The organism is Phenylobacterium sp. NIBR 498073 (genome assembly GCF_027286305.1).
In the GTDB taxonomy this organism is placed as follows: Bacteria; Pseudomonadota; Alphaproteobacteria; order Caulobacterales; family Caulobacteraceae; genus Phenylobacterium.
Window position 1 is genome coordinate 3,282,472 of record NZ_CP114599.1, and the last position, 22,634, is coordinate 3,305,105.

The window sequence follows — 22,634 nt, forward strand, 5'->3', positions numbered from 1 at the left end:
GACATGACGAGAGCCCCGCCCGCCCGGGCGGGGCTTTTTCATGCCCGCTTGCCGAGCTTGCCGTTCCTCCAGAGAATGCGCCGGTGACCAAGCTGATTTTCGACTGCGACCCCGGCGTTGACGACGCCGTCGCCCTCTTCATGGCCTTCGCCGCGCGCCAGGACCTGGAGCTTCTCGCCATCACCACCGTCGCCGGCAACGTCGGCGGCGAGCTGACCGCCCGCAACGCCGCGATCATCCGCCAGATCGCCGGGCGCGAGGACGTGCCGATCTTTGCAGGGGCCAGCGCGCCGCTGTACCGGCCGCCCTTCGACGCCGGCGCCTTCCACGGCGAGAGCGGCCTGGGGACCCTGCCGCTGCTTGAGCCGGAGAAGGGCCTGGCCGCAGGACGCGCCGCCGACGTCATCGTCGACCTGGTGATGGCCCACGCCCCCGGCGAGATCACCCTGGCGGTCACCGGCCCATGCACCAACCTAGCGCTGGCCATACGGCTGGAGCCAGCGATCGTAGAGCGCCTTGGCCCTGTGGTGGTCATGGGCGGCGCCCGGCGCGAAGGCGGCAACATCACCGCCTCGGCCGAATACAACATCTGGGCCGACCCGCACGCCGCCGACATTGTGTTCGCGTCGGGCGCCCAGTGCGTGGTCATGGGCCTGGACGTCACGCACCAGGTCCGCTCGGATCCAGCCCGCACGGCCGCGATCGCCGCCATCGACACCCCGGCCGCCCGGGCGACCCTCAACCTGCTGGAATTCTCCAACGCCCTGGAACGCGACATCGTCGGCGGGACCGGCGCTCCGATCCACGACCCCTGCGTGATCGCCTACCTGCTGGCGCCCGAGCTCTTCACCCTGCGGCCCTGCCAGCTGCGGGTCGAGACCGCCTCGGCCCTCACAGTCGGCCACACGGCCGTCGAGTTCCGCTTGCATGATCCCGCCGCGGCGCGGATTCTGTGGGCCACCCACGCAGACGCCGACGGCGTCTTCGCCCTGCTGAACGACCTGCTCGCCCGATGAGCGCCATCACCGTCATAGGCTCGGTCAACCTCGACTTCGTGGCCACCGCCGCCCGCCTGCCCGCGCCCGGCGAGACGGTGACCGGCGCGACCCTGGCCCGCCATCCTGGCGGCAAGGGCGCCAACCAGGCCCTGGCCGCCCGCCGGCTCGGCGCCGACGTCAGCCTGGTCGCCCGGGTCGGAGCCGACGGCCTCGCCGACGAAGCCCTGGCCCTGTTGGCCGCCGAGGGCGTCGATCTTGAACAATGCGACACGGACGCTTCCGCCGCCACCGGTGTGGCGCTCATCGCGGTGGCCGCCGGCGGAGAGAACCAGATCATCGTCGCCCCCGGCGCCAACGCCGCGTTCACCCGGGACCATCTGACCGCCCCGGCGGCGGGCGCGCTCATCTGCCAGCTTGAGCTGCCCCTGGAGACGGTCGCCGCCGCCGTCGCCCAGGCGAGCGGATTCGTCTGCCTGAACCTCGCCCCCGCCGCGCCGCTGGCGCCCGCCGCCCTCGCGCGCGCCGATCTGATCGTCGTCAACGAGACCGAGGCTGCGTTCTATGGCCCGGCGCTGCACGACCTGCCCGGCCTGATCGCCGTGACCTGGGGCGCCCGCGGCGCGGGGCTGTTCCAGGGCGGGCGCCAGCTGGCCGCCGCCGCCCCGCCGCCGGTCGAGGCCGTGGACGCCACCGGCGCCGGCGACGCCTTCGTCGGCGCCCTCGTCGTCGCCCTGCTCGAAGGCCAGCCGCACGCAGCCGCCCTCGCCTTCGCCTGCACGGCCGGCGCCCTGGCCGCCAACCGCCCCGGCGCCCAGCCCTCGCTGCCGACCAGAGCCGAAGTCGAGGCCTGCCTGGAGACCGTCCGATGAGCGTTCCTACACTCAGCTTCAAGGCCTTCACCGAAGGCTCACCCGCCGACCGCGCGGCCTTTTCCGACGCTCTCATGCAGGGGCTGCAGCAGTACGGCTTCATCATCTTGGCCGACCACGGTGTTTCCGAAGACTTGCTGGAGCACGCCTACCAGCACGCGCAGGAAGTCTTCGCCCTGCCCTATACGGCCAAGCGCCATTACGCGGCCGGCATGCGCGGCTACACCCCGTTCGGGACCGAACACGCCCGCGACTCCAGTCTGCCCGACCTCAAGGAGTTCTGGCAGATCGGCCGCGATCCCGCCCCTGGCCTGCCGGCCGAGGACTTCCCGCCCAACGTCTGGCCGGCCGAGCACCCCGCCTTCGAGCGGACCTTCAGCGACCTGTTCTCGTCACTCGACGCAATCGGTCGCGCCCTGCTCTCGGCCCTGGCGCCAAAGCTTGGCCTGCCCGGCGACTACTTCGACGCCAAGGTGGCGAACGGCGCCTCGATCCTGCGCGTGCTGCACTATCCGCCGGTGCCCGACGACGCCCCCGAGGGCGCGGTGCGTTCGGCCGCGCACGAGGACATCAACTTCATCACCCTGCTGGTCGCCGCCAAGGGCGCTGGGCTGCAGCTGCTCGACCGCGACGGGACCTGGCTGCCGGTCGAAACCGAACCTAAGAACCTGATCGTCGATTCCGGCGACATGCTGCAGCGGCTGACCAACGGCGTGATCCCTTCGACCACCCACCGCGTGGTCAATCCGATCGGCCCCAATGTCAGCCGCTACTCCATGCCGTTCTTCATGCACCCGGCCTCGGACGTCTCGCTGAAGTGCCTGCCCTCCTGCGAAGGCGATGGGGCGAAATGGCCCGAAATCACCGCCGGCGAGTTCCTGGCCCAGCGCCTGCGCGAGATCGGCCTGGCCAAGTAGCCTCAGCGCGGCGGCGCGCCGATGAAGTCCATCTTGCCCACCGGCACGCCCTGGCTGCGCAGAATCCCGTGGGCGATCGCCACGTGGAAATAGAAGTTCGGCAGGGCGAAGCCGAACAGGTAGTCGTCGCCGCGGAACACGTGCCTGTTGTCCGGACCGAAGTTCAGCTCGACCGTGCGGTCCTCCGCGCCGTCCAGGGCCTTGGCGTCGATCGTCTCCAGATAGGCGATGGTGTCATTCACCCGCTGGATCAGCTGGTCGAGGGTGGTCTCGGTGTCGGGCATCGAGGGCGCCTGCACGCCGCTCAGCCGTTGCCCCGACAGTTTCGAGGTGTCGCTGGCCCGCTGCACCTGGCCGGCCAGGGTCAGCATGTCGGGCGCGAGCTGCGCGGCGACCAGCGCATTCGGGTCGCTCCCGCTCGCCGCCGCATGGCCCGCGCCCTTCTGCAGCAGGCCGCGGAGCGCGGTCAGCCCCCTTACGAAGACGGGGATCGAGGCTTGATACATGGTCAGGGACATGGCGCGCTCCAGCGATGGGAATAGTCAGCGCCGGATATGGTCGGCCTCAAGCTCTGCCGCAACGGGGGCGGCCGGCGGCGGCGGAGCGGCGGACGCCTCTTCCAGCAGCCAGTCGCGGAAGGCGGTCGTCACCGGTCGCGCGGACGCCCTGGGCGTCACGAAATGGAACCGCGCCGGGGTCGGTACGAAGCCGTAGGGCGCGGCCAGCCGCCCCGATGCGATATCGCCGGCCACGTAGATCCATGGCGAGACCCCGATCCCCAGACCCGCGACCGCCGCCTCGAGCATGTAGAACAGATGCTCGTACTCGCGGTGCTCGCCGCCGGGACCGACCGGCACGCCCGAATGGTCGGCCCACTCGCGCCAGGCCTGGCGGTGCGGGCGGGTGTGCAGCCGCGGGGCGCTCGCCAGGTCGTGCTCGGCTAGCTGCGGCGCCATCACCGGGCCGTGGTAGTTGTCGAGGAAGGGCGTCGCCTCCAGCCCGTCGCCGGCGATAGTCTCCGCCAGCCGGATCGCCGCGTCGAACGGATCGCGCCCGAAGTCGACAGGCCCGTAGGCCTCCGTCACCCGGATGCTCAGGCCCGGATGGCGCGCGTGGAAACCCGGCAGCCGCGGGATCAGCCAACGCATGGCCAGCGTCCCGACGCAGGAGACGTGCAGCTCCCGCTCGGCGGCCGAGCGCAGGGCGGTGAACGACCGCTCGATACCGTCGAAGGCGCCGCCCAGGCTCTCGGCCAGGCTTAAGCCCGCCTCGGTCAGCCGCAGGCTGTTGCGCGGCCCCTGGGTCAGCCGCACGCCGCACAGCCGCTCCAGGCTGCGCACCTGGCGGCTGATCGCCCCATGGGTGACGCAGAGCTCGTCTGCGGCCAGGTTCATTCGTCCCAGGCGCGCGAACGCCTCGAAGGCGCGCAGGGCGGTCAGCGGCGGCAGATTTCGCTTCGGCATGTGACCTCAGATCACAGACATATCGTGGTTATACGCTACGCCCGGACCCGCGAAAGCCGGCCTTACCGATCCATGTCACCAGGTCCCTGCATCACCTTCATCCAGGCGTGCGGGGGCTCTTCCAGGCAGTCGCGCGGAATGCCGTTGCGGGCCGCGACATCCACCCGGAGAATCCACCACCAGCAGGCCCAGAGCTGGTGCAGTTCGTAGACCATCCGATCGAGGAGCCAGCGGGCGACGCCACGTTCCTCGCCTGCCGCCATCGTCATCTGCTCGACCAGCATCGGTCCGTCCTCGATCTGCAGCCGGAGGATGCAGGCGCCCGTCGACGGCCGCAAACGACTACTTGGCCGCTGGTCAGTGAGCTCAACTCACTAGGCCGGGCGGTTGACAGCCCCGCCGCAGGCTCCACCCTTCACGGCATGGAAACGACGCAGATCGCCGGCCATCGCGTGCTCCTCTGGCCCGAGGACGGCCAACCCCTGGCGAGCGGCCACGACGCCAGCGACATCATCGGCGACGCCTTCTCCACCCAGGCGCAGATCGTGGCGCTGCCGGCCGCGCGGCTGTCGCCGGACTTCCTGCGCCTCTCCACCGGGCTGGCGGGCGACGTGCTGCAGAAGTTCGTCAACTACGGCCTGCGCGTCGCCATCGTCGGCGACGTCTCGGCCGCGGCCGCAGCCAGCGCGCCGCTGCGCGACTTCATCGGCGAATCCAATCGCGGTCGCCACGTCTGGTTCGTTCCGGACCTCGCCGCCCTCGAAGCCAAGATCGCCGAAATCGCATAACGACGTTTCGTGACGTGACCCAGGTCACAGCGACCGGCCTGCGCCGGGCCTACGAATCTGCCTCACAAGACGGCCGCATCCCGTGGCCCTTCACTCCCCTGGAGGCAGTCATGCATCGCTTGGTTCTCCCGACCCTCGCCGTTCTCGCCCTGTCCATCGCGGGCGGCGCTCATGCCGAAGAAGGCGTCATGCGGGTCAAAGTCGGCGACATCAACGTCCATTCGGACGCCGGCGCCCGCACCGCGTTCAAGCGCATCAACCTCGCGGCCCGCGACTTCTGCGGCCCGCTGCAGGGCTACTCGGCCGCCTACCCGGCCGAGGTCCGCGCCTGCCGCAAGGAGATGGTGGAAAAGGCGGTCACGAAGCTCGACGCCCCGCTGGTCACCGCCCTCTACTCGCCCCAGACCGCGACCCAGCTGGCGCGGCGCTGAACTGAACGGCCCACGGTTCGGCCCGCTATGATAGCCTCCGCTCTCACGAGCGGAGGCTATTGCCTTGTCCGATCTGGCCGCGAACGCCGTCCTGACGAGCCTCGCCAGAAGCCCGGTGCTCGCGCACTTCTCGCAAGGAGGCCTTGAGCGTCTGGCCGCGTCCGGCGGCTGGCTGGCGCTTGAACCGGGAGAGCTCTTGTTCCAGGCCGGGGATCCTGGCGATGCGGTCTATGTCATCGTCGACGGAGAGGTCGAGGTGCGCAACTCCACCCTCGACGGCCGCGAGGTCCGCCTGGTCGCGCTCGGCCCCGGCGCCTTGGTCGGCGAAATGGCCGCCCTCGACGGCGGACCGCGCTCGGCCGATGTAGCCGCCACCCGCCGCGCGCGGCTCTGGCGCATCGCCCGCAGCGCCATGCTCGCGGCTCTGGAGGCCGAACCCAAGGCCGCCGTTGCGCTCGTCATCGAACTCAGCGCCCGGTTGCGGGTCGCCGACGGCGCGATCAGCGACAAGACGGTGCTCGACCTGGCCGGTCGCCTCGCCCGGCTGCTGCTGACCGAGGTCGGCGCAAGCGGACTCCTCCCCCTCACCCAGACCGAAATCAGCCGCCGGCTCGGCTTCTCTCGCGAAAAGGTGAACCGCAAACTCCACGAGTGGGCGCGCGAAGGTTGGGTGGAAATCACCCCTGCTGGGGTGCGCGTCACCTCGCTCGAACGCCTCCAGGCCTTGATCGGCCGCCGATTGGGCCAATAGTCCGCCGCCGCCCGGCAGGGCGGCAGTGCGCTCGCGCGCTCTAATCCCCTTAATAGAGTTCAATCCGAAGACACGGTATGGTTAGCCAACTCGGCGCCGCCGGCCTCCCCCTGGCGCTCGCTCGGCGCTGATCCCACGACTGAGGGACGACAGATGCCTGCGCTTCAAACCGCCATGTCCAAGCTCAACACCTCGTTCACACCGGGCGAGATCGACAAGTTCGCCGCCAGCGCCGAGGCCTTCGCGCCCGGCAAGAAGATCGATCCGGGCCTGCTCGCCACGCCGGGTACGGTCCTGCATCGCGCCCTGGGAACCTATCTGGACACCCTGCCGGGCTCGTTCCACGAGAGCCTGCGCGGCATCATCTACTATGCGCTCAAAGCCACGCCCCCGATCCCGGTCACCTTCGCCTGGGCGCCGGGCTACGACTTCGAACTGAACGTCTGGCAGGCTCCCGACACGACCGAGACACGCGGCGGCGTCACCGTGCTGATCAAGAGCCGCTATCCGGCCGACAAGCACCCGCTGGCCTGAGCGCTCAAGGCTCGTCGCCCAGGAACGCCATCCGCACGCCTTCGCGCAGATGACGCTCGTCCTCGGGATTGGCGTAGGTCACCAGCCGCGGCGCTTCGGCCCGCGCGCGCGCGCGCACGTCCAGCGGATAGGCCGCGCGGGCGTCGTCGAACCGGCCTAGCCGCGCCAGGCCGGCCGCCAGGATCGCCGCGGCGCGGGAGTCGTTCAACCGCACCGCCGACTGCGCATGGCGCACCGCCTCGCCGTAGTTGCGCGCCTGATAGTGGGCCAAGGCCAGCAGCTGCAGCATCGGGGCGATCTGCGGATCGTAGGGACTGAGCCTCAGGCTGCGCTCGATCGGCTCCACGGCCTGCGCCGCGCGGCCCGAATAGATCAGCACCTGGCCTAGCCGGAAATGTCCGAACGCGAAGTTGGGGTTCAGCGACAGGGCCCGCTGGGCCTGCTCCAGCGCCTCCTCGTGGCTGCCGAGATAGAGCGCCGCCCCGGCGGCGGCGAAGTAGCCATAGGCATCGCGCGGGTCGAGCGCCACCGCCCGCAGCGCCGCCGTTCGCGCGTCCTCCAGATCGGCCATCGGCACGCGCGACCAGCCGTAGATCGCCCCGCCATAGAGCATTCGCGCCAGACCGACATAGCCCAGCGCCAAGGCCGGATCGCGGTCGATGGCCTGGCGGAACAGTTCCAGCGCCTGATGATAGTCGTCCCGGCTCATCCGGTTAAAGTGCCACATGCCGCGCTGGAAGCAGTCGAGCGCGCTGAGGTCGGCCAGGCTCTTGCGGACGCTGCGCGAGGCCTCGGTGTCGAGCATGGCCGGCTCGATGGCGGCCACGACGTGCTCGGTCACCTCGTCCTGCAGCGCGAAGAGATCGACGATGTCTCGGTCAAGGCTGTCGGCCCAGATCTGCTGGGCGCTGGCGGATTCGATCAGCCGGACATTGACCCGCACCCGCTCCCCGGCCCGCCGCACGCTGCCTTCCAGCACGTAACGCACCCCAAGGTCGCGCCCCACCTGGCGGGCGTCCACGGTCCGGCCCTTGTAGGTGAAGCTGGTGTTGCGATCGATGACGAAGAACCAGCGCCAGCGAGACAGCGCGGTCACAACGTCCTCGGTGATCGCGTCCGTGAAGTAGTCGTGCTCGGCCTCGCCGCCGAAGCTCTGGAACGGCAGCACCACGATCGAGGGCTTGTCCGGCAGGGCCAGGGCCGGACGCCGGCCCAGCTCGACGGCGCCGCCATCCAGCAGCACGCGATACACCCGCACCGGCCGCGCCAGGTTCTTCAGCGTCTGCTCGCCGACATCGTCGAACCCCACGTCGACCCGGCCCTGGGCGTCCTCCTGGACGCGGGCCGAGACCCAGATGCCACCGGGTTCGGCGAGCCCCTCCAGCCTGGCGGCGACATTGACCCCGTCGCCGAGGATGTCCTCGCCGTCGATGACCACGTCGGCGGCGTTCAGCCCGACCCGGAAGCGGATCTGGTCGCGCTCGGCCACGCCGTCGTTGCGCGCGAGCATCCCGCGCTGAATCGCGATGGCGCAGTTCAGCGCGTCGACCACGCTGGCGAACGCCGCCAGCAGCCCGTCGCCTGCAGTCTTGATGATCCGGCCGCGGGCGGCGGCGATCGACGGTTCGACCAGTTCGTGCAGGTGCTCGGCGAAGCGCGCCAGCGTCGCCTCTTCGTTGGCCTCGATCAGCCGCGAATAGCCGACCACGTCGGCGATCATGATCGCGGTGAGCCGCCGCTCCATCCAGGCCAAGCCTCCTTCGGCCCGCCCCCGCACAAGCGCGGACTATATCAGGACTGGCTCACCGCCAAACGCCTCGATGCCGAATTGCCCGCGCAAAATCATCGGCTTACGCTCACGCTGCGACAAATCCCGACTTCTGGGCGACCGGCGGGGACGCCTCGCGCAGGGGTTTGGTCTAGTCTGCCCCGATTGGACGCGAGAGGCCCGATGTTCAAGTCCGCTGAATCCCGCCAGGCCGCGTGGCTGACGCTCGGCATCTGGCTGCTGTCCGGCTCGCTGGCCTCGACGATCGCGACCATCGTCGGCGTGCAGATGACTCCGGCCTTGATCGGCACTGCTGTCGCCATCAACCTGGTCGGCATTCTCTCCTCGGTCGGGCTCTACCGGGTCGCCGTTCACGTCCGCGACAAGAGCGCGTTCCAGCGCATCGGGCTCATGGCGGCCGCGGTCGTGGTCCTCGCGAGCGTGCTGTCGGCGTCCGACATGCTGATCATGGACCTGTCGAACACGGCCAAGCAGTGGTCGCCCAACCGCACCCTATGGATGCGCTTCGCCAACAACGCCGGCGGCTTCTTCTGGATCCTCGGCGCGCTGGGCGCGATCTACACCACCCTGCAGGCCAACCACATGGTCCGTGAGCGCGAGCGTCAGCTCGCCGACGCCCGCACCGCCGCCAGCGAGGCCAACGCCGCGGCCAGCGCCGCGCGCCTGGCCGCCCTGCGCTACCAGCTCAACCCGCACTTCCTGTTCAACACGCTCAACGCCGTCTCGTCCGCGGTGATCACCGGCCGCAACGACGAGGCCGAGAGCATGCTGTCCAAGCTCGCCGACTTCCTGCGCGTCACCCTGGTCGCAGATCCCGAGGCGATGATCTCGCTCGACGATGAGATGGCCACGCTGCAGGCCTACCTTGAGATCGAGAGCGTCCGCTTCCGCGAGCGGCTGGCCCTGGAGTTCGTCTGCCCCGACGACCTGCGCACCGCGCTGATCCCGTCCTTCCTGCTGCAGCCGCTGATCGAAAACGCCATCAAGCACGCCGTCTCGCCGACCAGCGCCACCGTCACCATCCGCCTCGAAGCGACCCGCGACGGCGAGGATCTCGTGGTCCTGGTCCAGGACGACGGCGACGGCGGTCATGGCGGCGAGGTCCGCCCCGGCGCCGGCGTCGGGCTTGGCAACGTGCGCATGCGGCTTGAGGCGCTCTACGGCCCGCGCGGGGTTCTGCAGGCCGCCCCGCTCGCCCGCGGCTTCCTCGCCATGGTGCGCCTGCCGTTGCAGCGCGCCGCCACCGTCACACCCATCCGTTCAAAGGCCGCCGCCTGATGCGTCTCCTGCTCGTCGACGACGAACCCGCTGCGCTCGAGCGGCTGTCGGCCCTGCTGACCCAGGTCAGCGACGTCGAGGTGGTTGGAACCGCCCGCAACGGCCGCGAAGCCGCCGAGGCGGTCGAGGCTCTCAAGCCGGACCTCGTGCTGCTCGACATCCAGATGCCTGAGCGCAGTGGCCTGGACGTCGCCGCCGGCCTGCCGCTGGACGAGCGGCCGGAGATCGTCTTCGTCACCGCCTTCGAGCTCTACGCCGCTGACGCCTTTGAGGTCGAAGCCGCCGACTATCTGCTCAAGCCGGTCCGCTTCGATCGCCTGCGCCAGGCGATCGAACGCGCCCGCCGCCGCCGCGCCCTGCGCGCGGCCGCCGCCCGCGCCGAGGAAGCCGCCGCCAATCCCGTCGACGAGGACCCCGACGGCTTCTGGGTCCAGGTCCGCACCGGCTTCGTGCGCGTGCCGTTGGGCGAGATCGACTGGATCGAGGCGGCCAAGGACTATGTGCTGCTGCACACCGCCACCCGCAGCCACATCCATCGCGCCACCATGACCGCCCTGGAGCGCAAGATGCCGCCCGCTGAGATGATCCGCGTGCACCGTTCGGCCTTCGTGCGGCCGGCCAAGGTCAAGGAGGTCAAGCGCCTGGGCAAGGGGCTGATCTCGCTGGTGCTGGAGGACGGCGTGAACGTCGCTGTCGGCCCCTCCTACGTCAACGCCGTCACCGAGCGCCTCGCCCTCTACCAGGACTGAGCCGCCCAAACCAAAACGCCGCCCCGGGGGAGGGACGGCGTTCACAGCGGTGGGACGTTCGGGCTCAGCCGATGGCCAGGCTCCGCCGGCGGCTGCGGATCGCAGTCCCGGCCAGGCCGAAGCCCATGATCATCATCGCCCAGGTCGCCGGCTCAGGCACCGCGCTCGGCACGTTCCCGGTGACCAGCAGGTTGTCGAACTTCACCCCACGGCCCATCGCCGCATAGTCGCTGGCGAACTGGAAGCGGATGTCGACGACCTGGCCGGCCAGCGCGCTCAGGTCGTACGCCGCCCGCCCCGACTGGGTGCCGGAGAAGCCCTTGCCGCCCATCAGCGTCGCCGCCCGGCCCGACAGGTTGTAGTATTGGTCCGTCGAGACGGGGGTCAGCATCGCGCCCGGGCCGAACACGCCGGTGGTCGAGAAGGCCAGGTTGAACGCGTCGTAGCCGTACTCGCTGACTATGTCGTAGTCGAAAGCCAGCAGCACGTCGGTCGCCTTCGTCAGGTCCAGCCGCACCTGGTAGAAAGAGTACTCGTTGTTCGTGTAGGCCACCTGATGGCCGACGACGCCGCCCCCGGCGCTGAACTTGCCGCCGATGCTCTCGTTCGCCCCCAGCCCGGTGTTGAAGTTCTGCGAGAAGATCGTCGCGGCCTCGGCCGCCCCCGTCATCAGGGCGCTCGCGGCCACCGCCGCCAACACTATGCTTGTCTTCATGAGAAGCCCTCATTGAGCGCCGCGACGGTCGCGGCCCCTTTTCCGGGGACTGCTCTTGCGGACCGCCAGCCCGGGCGTCAGCGGCGCTGCGCCCAAACCCGACCGGCCGGCGCTCCGCGCGACGAAATACGACGCACGGTCGACCAGTCCTGGGCGGCGTTCATCTCTGGTTTTATATCTGGCCGATGTCGGGAACGGGCGCCCTGGCCCGTCCTTAGGGAGAACGAGACAGACCCATGCGCTACGCCATCCTTTGCTACAACGACGAAACCGTGACCTCCGCCTGGAGCAAGGAGGAGGACGACGCGGTGATGGAAAAGCTGGAACTGGTCCAGGAGCGCCTGCGCCAGGAGGGCAAGCTCGGCCCGGCCATCCGGCTGCTGCCGACCACCGCGGCCACCACCCTGCGCAAGGCCCAGAACCTGGTCGTGGACGGTCCGTTCGCCGAGACCAAGGAACAGCTGCTCGGCTTCTACATCGTCGACGTTGAAACCCTTGAGGACGGTCTGCAGATCGCCCGCGACCTCGCCGTGGCCAATCCCGGCGGCGCCTACGAGCTGCGCCCGATCGCCCTCTTCCTGCCCGGAATCGAGATGACGTGACCACCGACCCTGCCTGGATCGACGCCGCCCTGACCTCCGCCCGGCCGCAGGCGGTCAGCGCCCTGCTGCGCTACTTCCGTGACCTCGACCTGGCCGAGGAGGCGTTCCAGGACGCCTGCCTGCGGGCGCTGAAGTCCTGGCCGGAAAAGGGCCCGCCCCGCGACCCGGCCGCCTGGCTGATCCTGGTCGGGCGCAACAGCGGCATCGACGGCGTCCGCCGGCGCTCTCGCCTCCAGGCCCTGCCCTCCGAGGAAGTCCTCTCCGATCTCGACGACGTCGAGGCGCCCCTCGCCGAGCGTCTCGACGGCTCGGACTATCGCGACGACATCCTGCGGCTGCTGTTCATCTGCTGCCATCCGGACCTGCCGGCGGTGCAGCAGGTGGCCGTCGCCCTGCGCATCGTCAGCGGCCTGTCGGTCCGGCAGATCGCCCGCGCCTTCCTGGTCAGCGAGGCGGCGATGGAACAGCGCATCACCCGCGCCAAGGCCAAGATCGGCCAGGCCAATGTCGCCTTCGAAGCCCCCGGCCCCGCCGAGCGCGCCGAGCGCCTGGCCGCCGTCGCCGCGGTCGTCTACCTGATCTTCAACGAGGGCTATTCCTCCACCGTCGCCGAGGCCGACGCCCGCGCGCCGTTCGCCGAGGAGGCCATCCGCCTCGGACGCCTGCTGCTGCGCCTGTTCCCGACCGAGCCGGAGATCATGGGACTGGACGCCCTGATGATGCTGCAGCACTCACGCGCCGCCGCCCGCTTTGACGAGAACGGCCAGATCGTGCTGCTCGATGACCAGGACCGCGGACTCTGGAACCGCACTCTGATCTCTGAGGGCCTGGCCCTGATCGACAAGGCGATGCGCCACGCCGCGCCCGGCCCCTACCAGGTCCAGGCCGCTATCGCCGCCCTGCACGCCCGCGCCGCCAACGCCGCCGACACCGACTGGCCGCAGATCGACCGACTTTACGCCGCGCTGGAGCAGATGAATCCCTCGCCGGTGGTCACCCTCAACCGCTCGGTCGCGGTCTCCAAGACGCAGGGACCGGAGGCGGCCCTGGCGATGATCGCCCCGCTGGAGGGTGAGCTCGGCAGCTACTTCTACTTCCACGGCGCGCGCGGCAGCTATCTCAAGCAACTGGGGCGCAAGGAGGAGGCCCGCGTCGCCTTCGACCGCGCCATCGCCCTCGCAAACAGCGCCCCGGAGGCCGCCCACATCCGCCAGCACCTCGACGGTCTGGCCGGCGAAACCGGCTGAGCGCATTTTTTGCGGGCCCGGCTGTCGGAACGGGCTAACCTCGTTCGTCCTTGGATCAGATGCTCCTCATAAGGAGCCAGCCAGGAAGGATCGACGCCATGTCCGTCACCGCGACCATGGACTCCGCCGCCGCCGACATCGCCGCGCTCGCCGCCCCGCCGATGACGGGGATCACCCCGCACCTCAACCTTGTCGGCGCCAGCGAGGCCTCGGCGTTCTACCAGAAGGCCTTCGGCGCCCGCGAAACGTTCCGCCTGCCCGCCGACGACGGCCAGCGGCTGATGCACTGCGCGCTGGTGATCAACGGCGGCGACCTGATGATCTGCGACTGCTTCCCGGAGATGGGGCACGGCTACGAACATCAGCCGTCGGCCTCGTTCACCATGCACCTGCAGGTCGACGACATCGAGGTCTGGTTCGCGCGCGCCGTCGACGCCGGCGCCGAGGTGCTGCAGCCGATCGAGGACATGTTCTGGGGCGACCGTTACGCGCGCCTGCTCGATCCCTATGGCGTCCACTGGTCGATGGGCCAGACCAAGGCCGCCTGAACCGCAAAGGAAACCGCCATGCTCGCCGCGCTCATCGGCGTCCTGATCATCGCGCTGCTGGGCCTCATCGCCTACGTCGCGAACCATCCCTCCGATTTCCGGCTCGAGCGGTCGACCACGGTCCGCGCCGCGCCGGAGAGGTTGTTCGACCTGATCTCGGATTTTCACCGCTGGACCGCCTGGTCGCCGTTCGAAACCATCGACGCCGACCTCAAGCGCACCTACGGCGGCGCCGAACGCGGGGTCGGGGCGACCTACGGCTGGGAAGGCAGGAAGTCCGGCGTCGGCAGCATGGCGATCACCGAGGCCGACGCCCCCTCGCGGGTGCTCATCGACCTCGTCTTCGTCAAGCCGTTCCAGGCTCACAACAAGGCCGAGTTCACCCTCGAACCGGACGGCGATGCGACCAGGGTCACCTGGGCGATGTCCGGCCATAGCGGCTTCTTCGCCAAGATGATCGATGTCTTCCTCCCCATGGAGAAGATGGTCGGACCGCAGTTCGAACAGGGGCTCGCCAAGCTCAAGACGGTCGCCGAACAGGGCTGACCGCCGCTCGAAGGATCACCACCATGACCTCCCTCGACACCGCGCGCGCCGCTGCGCCGCGCCCTGCCCCCAAGGCCATGACCTGGGCCGGCTGGGCCCTCACGGGCTTGGCCACGTTGTTCATGACCTTCGATATCGCCATCAAGCTGGTCGATCTCCAGATCGTCCGCGACACCATGGTCCAACTCGGCTACCCGCCGCAGCTCGGCCGCACCATCGGGGTGATCGAGCTGGTCTGCCTGGCGCTCTACCTCAATCCGCGCACCTCGGTGCTCGGGGCGGTGCTGTTCACCGGCGTCATGGGCGGGGCGATCGCCACCCACATGCGGGTCGGCGACCCGCTGTTCAGTCACGTCCTGTTCGGCGTCTATCTCGGTGCGGTGCTCTGGGGCGGGCTCTGGCTGCGCGAGCCGCGCCTGCGCGCCCTCTTCCCCGTCCGTCTCTGACCTGGAGCCCCGACATGTCCGACAAGGTCGACGCCTACCTCGCCGCCCTGCCCGACTGGCAGGCCGCCGCCCTCCGAATGGTCCGCGCCGAGGCGCAGGCCGCCGGGCTCTCGGAAGACTTCAAGTGGGGTCACCCGATGTGGTCGTCAGCCGACGGCGCGGTCTGCCTGCTCAAGGGCTTCAAGACACACATGAACCTCGGCTTCTGGCGCGGCGCCCAGATGACCGCGCTCGACGCTCGGCTGACGCCCAGCGGCGGCTTCCAGATGGCGACCATAAAACTGACCGATCCGGTCGAACTCACAGCCGGCCAGATTCGCGGCCTGATCGAGGCGGGCGCCGCACTGAACACCCAGCACGGCGACCCGATGAAAGCCAAGGCCTGAACCCGACGGCGGCTGCGCCGCCGCCGGACCTGACCCCCTAGAACTCCTCCCAGGTGTCGGCCGCCGCATCCAGTTTGCGCGCCGTGGCTGCGCCGGAGGCCGCGATCCGCTGCGGAGCCTGGGCCGCGCGGCGCGGCTGGGCCTGCGGCGGCGCGGCGCGGGCGCCGCCCAGATCGAACTGGGCCATCGCCTGATCCAGGTCCGCCGCCTGTTGGGCCAGGGCGTGGCTGGCGGCGGTGGACTGCTCGACCATCGCCGCGTTCTGCTGGGTCATCTGGTCCATGTCGTTGATGGCGGTGTTGACCTGGCCCAGGCCGACGGCCTGCTCCTGCGCCGACGCGGCGATCTCGGTCACCAGGTCGGTGATCTTGGCGACTTCGCCGACGATCCGCCGCAGCGCCTCGCCGGTCTTGCCGACCAGGTCGACGCCGGAACTCACCTGAGCCGTGGAAGCCGTGATCAGCGCCTTGATCTCCTTGGCGGCCTCGGCCGAACGCTGGGCCAGGGCCCGGACTTCCGAGGCGACGACCGCAAAGCCACGGCCGGCTTCGCCCGCCCGCGCCGCCTCGACGCCGGCGTTCAGCGCCAGCAGGTTGGTCTGGAAGGCGATCTCGTCGATCACTCCGACGATCTGGCTGATCTGGGTGGCCGACGCCTCGATCTTACCCATCGCCGAGATGGCGTCCGCGACGACAATTCCCGAGGTCTCGGCGTCGCCGCGCGCGGCGTTGACCACGCTCTGGGCCTCCCTCGCGCCCTCGGCAGTCTTCTTGACCGTCGCGGTGATCTCGTCGAGCGCGGCGGCCGTCTCCTCGAGGTTGGCCGCCTGCCGCTCGGTGCGGCGCGACAGGTCGTCGGCGGCCGTGGTGATCTCCCCGGTCCCCGCCTGGATCGCCCCGGCCGCGGCCGAGACGCCGTCCATGACCTCGTGCAGGCGGCCGATGGCGACGTTGAAGTCGGCCTGCAGGCGGAGGTATTCCTCAGGGAAATCCCCGTCGATGCGATAGCTCAGGTCGCCCTTGGCCAGCCGCGCCAGCGCCTTGGCCGTAGCCTCCACGGCGAACACCTGCTGCTCGCGCGCAGCCGCCCGTTCGGTGTCCCGCTTCTGATGCTCCAACTCGGTCGCGGTGATGTCGGTGGCGAACTTGATGACCTTGTAGAGCCGGCCCGACTTGTCGAACATCGGATTGTAGGTCGCCTGCAGCCAGATCTGCCGGCCGCCCTTGGCGACGCGAAGGAACTTGTCGGACAGGAACTCGCCGCGGTTCAGGCCGCGCCAGAACTCGCGATACGCCTCGCTGGCCCCGTATTCGGGCGTGACGAACAGGCTGTGCTTGCGTCCCACCACCTCGCCGGGGGTGTAGCCCATCGCACTATAGAAATTGTCGTTGGCCTTGATGATCGTGCCGTCGAGTTCGAACTCGATGACGGCTTGAGACTTATGCACCGCGCCCATGATCGCCTCAAGCTCGGCGACCGCACTGGCCGCCGCCTCGTCGGCGGGCGTCCTTCTCTTGAACACCATGTCTCTGCTCCCCCGCAGTGCGGCGGCGAGGAGCCGCCTCACCCCATGAGGGTTGCGCCCACAGAGTAAATGAAACGGTAAGGTCGCAAGAGCAAATTTTACGTATTTTCCGTAGCTTAGCTCGCCATGCTGCATCACTTTTAGGCAGGCGCACGCCCCGCCCGGCCGCAGCGTCGACGCCCGCCGCCCGCGTCCGGCCGCGCTGCGACGCATCGGCCCTTTCCCTCGGCCCCGGCTGCGGCCATGCTCGCAGCAACGAACAAGTCGGGGAGGGAACCACACTCATGGCCGCCACAGATGCGGGCGCCGCCGCGCCGCCGCGCCAGCCGTTGTTCTCGGAGGGCTACAAGCAGTCCGTCCTGTGGCTGCTGGTCCTGGCCTACACCTTCAATTTCATCGACCGGACGATCATTTCGACGATCGGCCAGGCGATCAAAGTCGACCTGAAACTGACCGACACCCAGCTCGGCCTGCTCGGCGGCCTGGCCTTCGCCCTGCTCTACACCACCCTCGGCATCCCGATCGCCCGCATCGCCGAGCGCCGCAGCCGGGTCAACATCATCACCATCGCCATCGTGATCTGGTCCGCCTTCACCGCGCTCTGCGGCATGGCCACCAGCTTCCTGCAGCTGCTGCTGTTCCGGGTCGGCGTCGGCGTCGGGGAAGCGGGCCTCTCGCCGCCCGCCCACTCGCTGATCTCCGACTATTTCGAGCCCAAGAAGCGCGCCTCGGCCCTGTCGATCTACTCGTTCGGCATTCCGCTGGGCACCATGTTCGGCGCCGTCGCCGGCGGCTGGATCGCCCAGAACCTCGACTGGCGCATGGCCTTCATGATGGTCGGCCTGCCCGGCATCCTGGTCGCCATCCTGCTCAAGGTCTTTGTGAAGGAGCCCCCGCGCGGCTACTCCGACCGTCTGGTGGCCCAGCAGGCGGCCGACGCGCCGGTCTTGGAGGGCGACGAGACCGCGCCCGCCGTGCACGCCAAGCCGCCCTCGATCCTGGCCGTGGCCAAGCGGATCTTCGGCAAGTGGGGCTTCTTCCACATGGTGGCCGGCATCACGCTCGCCTCCTTCGCCGGCTACGGCACCGGCCAGTATTCGGCCCCCTACTTCATCCGCATGTTCGGTCTCGACCTGGCCACCGTCGGCCTGATCTTCGGGGTCATCGGCGGCGTCGCCGCCGGCATCGGCACCCTGCTCGGCGGTTTCCTCACCGACTGGGCGGCCAAGAAGTCGGGCCGCTGGTACGCTCTGGTGCCGGCCATCGGCCTGCTGATCGCCTGCCCGCTCTACATCCTCGTCTACACCCGCGACGACTGGAAGCTGGCCGCCGGCCTGCTGCTGATCCCGGGCATCTTCCACTACACCTATCTCGGCCCGACCTTCGGGGTGATCCAGAACGCCGTCAGCCTGCGCATGCGCGCCACCGCCACGGCGCTGCTGTTCTTCGTGCTGAACCTGATCGCCCTGGGCTTTGGTCCGCCCTTCTGCGGCTGGGTCATCGACACGCTCAGCCAGGCGCATTTCGCCGCCAAGGACCTCGGCCCGTTCTTCGACATGTGCCCGGGCGGCGTCGGCAAGGAAGGCGCCGGGGCGATGATCGACGCGGCCTGCAAGGCGGCGGTCTCGCAAGGCACTCGCGACGGCATCGTCTGGAACCTGCTGATCTACGGCTGGGCCGGCGTTCATTACCTGCTGGCGGCTATCACCCTGCCCCGCGACATGGCCGACGCGCTGGCCAAGACCGAGGCCGAAGCCGCAGCGGGCGCCTGATGGACGGCCAGATGGCGCAGGCCGGCCGCCTGATCGGTCTTCCCGAGCGGATGAGCGACGACGTGGTCCTGCTCGACGGCCACGTCCTCGCCGACGCCGAGGCGCACCTGGCCGGCGAGGACGCCGAGATGCTGCTGCGCTTCGAGGCGCCGCACGCCTCGACCCTCGACCAGACCCGCGCGGCCATCGGGCGCTGGATCGCGGCGCGCGCGGCTGGCGGCCCGATGTTCGCCTACGCCGTGCGCAGCGCGGCCGGCGAGCTGGTCGGCGGCTGCGAGCTGCGCCTGGCCGCCCCCGACAGCGCCGACGTCTCCTACTGGGTGTTCCCGGCCTTCCGCGGACAAGGCTACGCCCGCCGGGCGCTGACCCTGCTCTGCCAGGCCGCCGCCAAGCTGGACGGCGTCTGCTGGGCCGAGGCCCATATCGACGCCGACAATCTCGCCTCGCGGCGGGTCGCCGAGCGGGCTGGCTTCGTCGAGACGGGCGTGGTCAAGGATCAGGCCCGGTCCGGCGACCTCGTCCGGCGCGTGCTCTACACGCTGGCGCTCAAGCCCGAGACGGGTCGCTACTCGGGCCAGCGGCCGACGCCGCCGTCCTGAACCAGCAGCCCGCTCAGGGTGCGGTCGGCGTGCTGGGCCCGCCAGGCCAGCATCGCCTGGGCCTGCGTCAAAACCCGCCCCGGCTCGCTCGCCAGCGTACGCCAGCTCGGATCGGCCGCCAGGTCGAAGCACAGCCAGTCACCGTCGGCGAATTGCACATAGGCCTCGGTCTCGGTTCGCCGCACCGCCAGACTCTGGCGCTCCAGCCGCCGGTCCCAAGGCCAGACGTGCGGCCCGCGCGGAATGTTCCCGAACCGCCAATCGAACTCCCAGTGCGCCGCCTCGCGCCACCAGGGCGGATCGCCCCCTTCGAGGAACGGCGTGAGCGGCAGCCCGTCGCACTGGGCCGGGACCGCGATCCCCATCGCCTCGCACAGGGTCGGCAGCACGTCGACGTTCTCGGTGAAGCGCTCGACCACCGAGCCATGCGCCTCGCGCCGGCGCGGATCGCGCACGATCCCCAACACGTGATAGCTGGCCTCGAAGTAGCCGGCCTTCTGGACCAGCCCCTGGTCGCCCAGCTGCTCGCCATGGTCGGCGGTGACCAGGATGAAGGTGTCGTCCCATTGGCCAGCCGCCTCCAGCGCCGCCCAGACCCGCCCGAGCTGGTGGTCGACCTCGCTGACCATGCCGAAGTACTGCGCCTGCAGCCTGGCCATCTCGTCCGGGTCGCTCGGCGCGGCCAGCCCCGAGGCCAGCAGGCCGTCGTGCAGCCGGTGCCGCGCCTCGCCCGCCGGGACCGGCGGCGGGACCTCGGCCGGATCGTACAGAGAGGCGAACGCCCCTGCCGCGGCGTATGGCGGATGCGGGCGCAGCTGCGAGAGATGTGCGAACCAGGGCCGGTCCTGACGCCCCAGCCACTCGAGGAAAACGTCGGTATGGAACGCCGACAGGCTGTGCTCGGCCGGCCGGTCCGGCTCGCCGGCCAGCGCTCCGTCGCTATCGTCAGGTACTTGGTGGCCCAGGTCCCTTAACCAGCCGATCCAGGCGCTCGGGTCGTGAGTCGTGAAGTCCAGCCCGACCTCGAAGCCGGGCAGCACGCCCTCATAGGTGAAGAGGCGCGGATCCTTGCGGTCATTGACGTCGCGGGGGTCGACCGCCTGATCGGTGTAGCCGAACAGGGTCGGGGCGTATCCGGCGCGAGCGGCGGCTTTCGCCACGTTGTCGAGTCTGCGATCCAATGGCGTCCCGTTGGCGACCACCCGGTGATTGAGTTGGTAGGTCCCGGTGTAGAGGCTCGCTCGCCCCGGCCCGCAGGGCGCGGCCTGGCTGTAGTGCCGGGCCAGGCGCACCCCTTGCTGGGCCAGGCGGTCCAGGTTCGGCGTGCGCACGATTGGATGGCCGGCGCACGACAGGCAGTCGGCGCGGAACTGGTCGAGGGTGATGAAGAGGATGTTCACGCCCGCCACACTGGACGCTGCGCGCCTTCAGGGGAAGCGGCCTAGCCTCGCGACCACGCTTGCGCTTACCCTCGCGCCCGCATGACTCTCACCGACCTCAGCCCGCTGCCCCTGACCACCGTCGTCGGCGCCTTCCTCCTGGCGTTCCCGGCCCTGTTCTCGATCGTCAATCCAGTTGGGGCTGCGATCACCTTTCACCAGGTCACCGAGGGACGCACCGACCGCCACGAGCTGGCCTGGCGCATCGCCTTCAACGCCTTGCTGATCCTGCTTGGGTCGCTGCTGCTGGGCGGCTACATCCTGAACTTCTTCGGGGTCAGCCTGGGCGCGCTGCGGGTCGCGGGCGGGCTGGTCGTCGCCATCCGCGCCTGGCAGCTCCTCATGCAGCCCGAGGCCCAGGAGAACCGCAAGGCCAACGCCGCGGCCTCGGCCGAACAGCACGTGCAGGAGGACGTCGCCTTCTTCCCGCTGACCATGCCCTTCACCACCGGCCCTGGCGCGATCTCGGTGGCCATCGCCCTGGCCTCGCAGCGCCCGGCCGACGGCCACGGCGTGTTCTCCTTCTTCGCCGGCGTCAGCATCGCGGCTGTCCTGGTCGCCCTGCTGGTCGGGATCTCCTACCGCTGGTCCGGCAAGGTGCTATCGCTGCTCGGCGCGTCCGGCGCCCGAGTGATGTCGCGGCTGGTGGCCTTCCTGCTGCTCTGCGTCGGCGTCCAGATCATCTCCAGCGGCCTGGAGAGCCTAGTCACGTCGTACCTCAAGGCCGCGACTTAGGGGCTCCGAACATTGCGATTCCGACCTCGGGGGGCTAACACGCGCCCCGAAGGAGCCCCGCCATGATCCCCCGTTACGCCCGCCCGGAAGCCGCCGCCATCTGGGACCCGCAGACGCGGTTCAAGATCATGTTCGAGATCGAGGCCCACGCCGCCGACAAGATGGCCGAGTTGGGCGTGATCCCGAAGCAGGCCGCCGAGACCATCTGGGCCAAGGGCCGCGACGCGGTGTTCGACGTCGAGCGCATCGACGCCATCGAGCGTGAAGTGAAGCACGACGTCATCGCCTTCCTGACCCACGTCACCGAGATCGTCGGCCCCGAGGCCCGCTTCCTGCACCAGGGCATGACCTCGTCGGACGTCAACGACACCGCCCTGGCCGTTCAGCTCAGCCGCGCCACCGACCTGCTGATCGACGACGTCGACCTGGTCCTGGCCGCCCTGCAGAAGCGCGCCTTCGAGCACAAGCTGACCCCGACCGTCGGCCGCAGCCACGGCATCCACGCTGAGCCGACCACCTTCGGCCTCAAGCTGGCCGGCCACTACGCCGAGTTCCAGCGCGCCAAGGAACGCCTGGCCATGGCCAAGTTCGAGATCGCCACCTGCGCGATCTCCGGCGCGGTCGGCACCTTCGCCAACGTGTCGCCGGAAGTCGAAGCCCACGTGGCCGAGAAGATGGGCCTGGCCGTCGAGCCGGTCTCCACCCAGGTGATCCCGCGCGACCGCCACGCCGCCTATTTCGCGGCGCTCGGCGTCGTCGCCAGCTCCATCGAGCGCCTGGCGGTCGAGATCCGCCACCTGCAGCGCACCGAAGTGCTTGAAGCCGAAGAGTTTTTCGACGTCGGCCAAAAGGGCTCGTCGGCCATGCCGCACAAGCGCAACCCGATCCTCACCGAGAACCTGACGGGCCTCGCCCGCCTGGTCCGCTCGGCCGTGGTCCCGGCCATGGAGAACGTCGCCCTCTGGCACGAGCGCGACATCAGCCACTCGTCGGTGGAGCGCGGCATCGCCCCGGACACCACCATCCACCTCGACTTCGCCCTGCGGCGCCTGGCCAACGTCGTCGACCGCCTGCTGATCTATCCGCAGAACATGCTGAAGAACCTCGACCGTCTCGGCGGCCTAGTCCACTCCCAGCGCGTGCTGCTAGCCCTGACCCAGAAAGACATCAGTCGCGAGGGCGCCTACGCCGCCGTCCAGCGCAACGCCATGAAGGTGTGGCGCGGCGAAGGGAACTTCCTCGACTTCCTCAAGGCCGACCCGGAAGTGATCCTGTCCGACGAAGAACTCTCCGAGCTGTTCGACAACGGCTACCACTTCAAGAACGTCGACGTGGTCTTCGCCCGCGTGTTCGGCGAAGACGCCATGAAGGCCGCGGCGGAATAGTTCCGTCGCGCGCCAAGTCAGGCTAGAGATCGGTCATGATCACCACCGCATGTGGTCGGCGGCGCTTCTGGCTCCGCCGCACCCAGGGTCCGACCTGCAGCGTATGACGCTCCTGAGCTGAT

At 69.6% G+C, this 22,634-nt stretch carries 26 protein-coding genes; 19 read left to right on the plus strand and 7 right to left on the minus strand.

Translation table 11 applies throughout. From position 1 onward, the window contains the following. Window positions 1-83 precede the first annotated feature (83 nt). The 3 genes from O4N75_RS16435 to O4N75_RS16445 are packed head-to-tail and all read left to right on the plus strand — an operon-like array spanning window position 84 to window position 2,784. A complete protein-coding gene (locus O4N75_RS16435) occupies window positions 84-1,016 on the plus strand; it encodes a nucleoside hydrolase (RefSeq protein WP_269626540.1) in 933 nt (310 codons plus the stop codon). Then, window positions 1,013-1,867, plus strand: a complete 855-nt coding sequence (locus O4N75_RS16440; RefSeq protein WP_269626541.1) for a ribokinase — start codon at window positions 1,013-1,015, stop codon at window positions 1,865-1,867. The genes O4N75_RS16435 and O4N75_RS16440 overlap by 4 nt, the downstream gene beginning before the upstream one ends. After that, window positions 1,864-2,784, plus strand: a complete 921-nt coding sequence (locus O4N75_RS16445) for a 2-oxoglutarate and iron-dependent oxygenase domain-containing protein (RefSeq protein WP_269626542.1) — start codon at window positions 1,864-1,866, stop codon at window positions 2,782-2,784. The genes O4N75_RS16440 and O4N75_RS16445 overlap by 4 nt, the downstream gene beginning before the upstream one ends. 2 nt (window positions 2,785-2,786) lie before the next feature. Here O4N75_RS16445 and O4N75_RS16450 read toward each other — a convergent pair whose 3' ends face one another. The 3 genes from O4N75_RS16450 to O4N75_RS16460 form a co-directional block, all read right to left on the minus strand. Continuing rightward, the gene (locus O4N75_RS16450; protein ID WP_269626543.1) at window positions 2,787-3,302 is read right to left on the minus strand and encodes a DUF1993 domain-containing protein; all 516 of its coding nucleotides are present in this window, start codon (window positions 3,300-3,302) and stop codon (window positions 2,787-2,789) included. 24 nt (window positions 3,303-3,326) lie between these two features. Beyond that, the gene (locus O4N75_RS16455; protein ID WP_269626544.1) at window positions 3,327-4,247 is read right to left on the minus strand and encodes a LysR substrate-binding domain-containing protein; all 921 of its coding nucleotides are present in this window, start codon (window positions 4,245-4,247) and stop codon (window positions 3,327-3,329) included. A gap of 62 nt (window positions 4,248-4,309) precedes the next feature. Beyond that, a complete protein-coding gene (locus O4N75_RS16460; protein WP_269626545.1) occupies window positions 4,310-4,531 on the minus strand; it encodes a hypothetical protein in 222 nt (73 codons plus the stop codon). A 138-nt stretch (window positions 4,532-4,669) separates the two neighbouring features. Between O4N75_RS16460 and O4N75_RS16465 the strand changes: the two genes are divergently transcribed. From O4N75_RS16465 to O4N75_RS16480, 4 genes are all read left to right on the plus strand, one after another. Then, the gene (locus O4N75_RS16465) at window positions 4,670-5,035 is read left to right on the plus strand and encodes a DUF4180 domain-containing protein (protein ID WP_269626546.1); all 366 of its coding nucleotides are present in this window, start codon (window positions 4,670-4,672) and stop codon (window positions 5,033-5,035) included. 110 nt (window positions 5,036-5,145) lie between these two features. Beyond that, the gene (locus O4N75_RS16470; protein WP_269626547.1) at window positions 5,146-5,466 is read left to right on the plus strand and encodes a UrcA family protein; all 321 of its coding nucleotides are present in this window, start codon (window positions 5,146-5,148) and stop codon (window positions 5,464-5,466) included. A gap of 64 nt (window positions 5,467-5,530) precedes the next feature. Next, on the plus strand, window positions 5,531-6,217 hold the full coding sequence (locus O4N75_RS16475) for a Crp/Fnr family transcriptional regulator (protein ID WP_269626548.1): 687 nt from the start codon (window positions 5,531-5,533) through the stop codon (window positions 6,215-6,217). A 153-nt stretch (window positions 6,218-6,370) separates the two neighbouring features. Then, window positions 6,371-6,751 (plus strand): hypothetical protein, encoded by a 381-nt coding sequence (locus O4N75_RS16480; RefSeq protein ID WP_269626549.1) that lies wholly within the window; start codon window positions 6,371-6,373, stop codon window positions 6,749-6,751. Between the two features lie 4 nt (window positions 6,752-6,755). Here O4N75_RS16480 and O4N75_RS16485 read toward each other — a convergent pair whose 3' ends face one another. Beyond that, window positions 6,756-8,495, minus strand: a complete 1,740-nt coding sequence (locus tag O4N75_RS16485; RefSeq protein WP_269626550.1) for an adenylate/guanylate cyclase domain-containing protein — start codon at window positions 8,493-8,495, stop codon at window positions 6,756-6,758. Window positions 8,496-8,702: 207 nt separating this feature from the next. Here O4N75_RS16485 and O4N75_RS16490 point away from each other — a divergent pair, with 207 nt between their 5' ends. After that, window positions 8,703-9,818 (plus strand): histidine kinase, encoded by a 1,116-nt coding sequence (locus O4N75_RS16490; RefSeq protein WP_269626551.1) that lies wholly within the window; start codon window positions 8,703-8,705, stop codon window positions 9,816-9,818. Next, entirely contained in the window at window positions 9,818-10,567 is a 750-nt protein-coding gene (locus O4N75_RS16495; protein WP_267230435.1) for a LytTR family DNA-binding domain-containing protein, read from the plus strand. Before O4N75_RS16490 ends, O4N75_RS16495 begins: the two co-directional genes overlap by 1 nt. 64 nt (window positions 10,568-10,631) lie before the next feature. Here the strand turns inward: O4N75_RS16495 and O4N75_RS16500 are convergent, their stop codons facing one another. After that, window positions 10,632-11,282, minus strand: a complete 651-nt coding sequence (locus tag O4N75_RS16500; RefSeq protein ID WP_269626552.1) for a PEPxxWA-CTERM sorting domain-containing protein — start codon at window positions 11,280-11,282, stop codon at window positions 10,632-10,634. Window positions 11,283-11,518: 236 nt separating this feature from the next. Here O4N75_RS16500 and O4N75_RS16505 point away from each other — a divergent pair, with 236 nt between their 5' ends. From O4N75_RS16505 to O4N75_RS16530, 6 genes are all read left to right on the plus strand, one after another. Beyond that, on the plus strand, window positions 11,519-11,884 hold the full coding sequence (locus O4N75_RS16505) for a YciI family protein (RefSeq protein WP_269626553.1): 366 nt from the start codon (window positions 11,519-11,521) through the stop codon (window positions 11,882-11,884). Next, window positions 11,881-13,131 carry an RNA polymerase sigma factor gene (locus tag O4N75_RS16510; RefSeq protein ID WP_269626554.1) on the plus strand — a complete coding sequence of 417 codons (1,251 nt, stop codon included), beginning with the start codon at window positions 11,881-11,883 and terminating at the stop codon, window positions 13,129-13,131. Before O4N75_RS16505 ends, O4N75_RS16510 begins: the two co-directional genes overlap by 4 nt. A gap of 98 nt (window positions 13,132-13,229) precedes the next feature. Beyond that, a complete protein-coding gene (locus O4N75_RS16515; protein WP_269626555.1) occupies window positions 13,230-13,679 on the plus strand; it encodes a VOC family protein in 450 nt (149 codons plus the stop codon). 18 nt (window positions 13,680-13,697) lie between these two features. After that, window positions 13,698-14,225 (plus strand): SRPBCC family protein, encoded by a 528-nt coding sequence (locus tag O4N75_RS16520; protein ID WP_269626556.1) that lies wholly within the window; start codon window positions 13,698-13,700, stop codon window positions 14,223-14,225. A 23-nt stretch (window positions 14,226-14,248) separates the two neighbouring features. Next, window positions 14,249-14,671, plus strand: a complete 423-nt coding sequence (locus O4N75_RS16525; protein ID WP_269626557.1) for a DoxX family protein — start codon at window positions 14,249-14,251, stop codon at window positions 14,669-14,671. Window positions 14,672-14,685: 14 nt separating this feature from the next. Next, window positions 14,686-15,057, plus strand: coding sequence for a DUF1801 domain-containing protein (locus O4N75_RS16530; RefSeq protein ID WP_269626558.1), 372 nt, complete (start codon window positions 14,686-14,688; stop codon window positions 15,055-15,057). Window positions 15,058-15,094: 37 nt separating this feature from the next. On the opposite strand, the gene O4N75_RS16535 is transcribed toward O4N75_RS16530, so the two are convergent. Then, complete coding sequence (locus tag O4N75_RS16535; protein WP_269626559.1) at window positions 15,095-16,582, minus strand: PAS domain-containing methyl-accepting chemotaxis protein; 1,488 nt, start codon at window positions 16,580-16,582, stop codon at window positions 15,095-15,097. Window positions 16,583-16,866: 284 nt separating this feature from the next. Between O4N75_RS16535 and O4N75_RS16540 the strand changes: the two genes are divergently transcribed. Continuing rightward, window positions 16,867-18,354: an MFS transporter gene (locus O4N75_RS16540; protein ID WP_269626560.1), complete on the plus strand. Its 1,488-nt coding sequence runs from the start codon at window positions 16,867-16,869 to the stop codon at window positions 18,352-18,354. Then, window positions 18,354-18,953: a GNAT family N-acetyltransferase gene (locus tag O4N75_RS16545; protein WP_269626561.1), complete on the plus strand. Its 600-nt coding sequence runs from the start codon at window positions 18,354-18,356 to the stop codon at window positions 18,951-18,953. Before O4N75_RS16540 ends, O4N75_RS16545 begins: the two co-directional genes overlap by 1 nt. Here O4N75_RS16545 and O4N75_RS16550 read toward each other — a convergent pair. Further along, complete coding sequence (locus O4N75_RS16550; protein ID WP_269626562.1) at window positions 18,920-20,353, minus strand: sulfatase-like hydrolase/transferase; 1,434 nt, start codon at window positions 20,351-20,353, stop codon at window positions 18,920-18,922. The two genes, O4N75_RS16545 and O4N75_RS16550, sit on opposite strands and share 34 nt — an antisense overlap. 81 nt (window positions 20,354-20,434) lie before the next feature. Between O4N75_RS16550 and O4N75_RS16555 the strand changes: the two genes are divergently transcribed. After that, window positions 20,435-21,127 carry a MarC family protein gene (locus tag O4N75_RS16555; RefSeq protein WP_269626563.1) on the plus strand — a complete coding sequence of 231 codons (693 nt, stop codon included), beginning with the start codon at window positions 20,435-20,437 and terminating at the stop codon, window positions 21,125-21,127. Window positions 21,128-21,189: 62 nt separating this feature from the next. Then, entirely contained in the window at window positions 21,190-22,512 is a 1,323-nt protein-coding gene (purB, locus tag O4N75_RS16560) for an adenylosuccinate lyase (protein WP_267230447.1), read from the plus strand. Window positions 22,513-22,634: the final 122 nt, after the last annotated feature.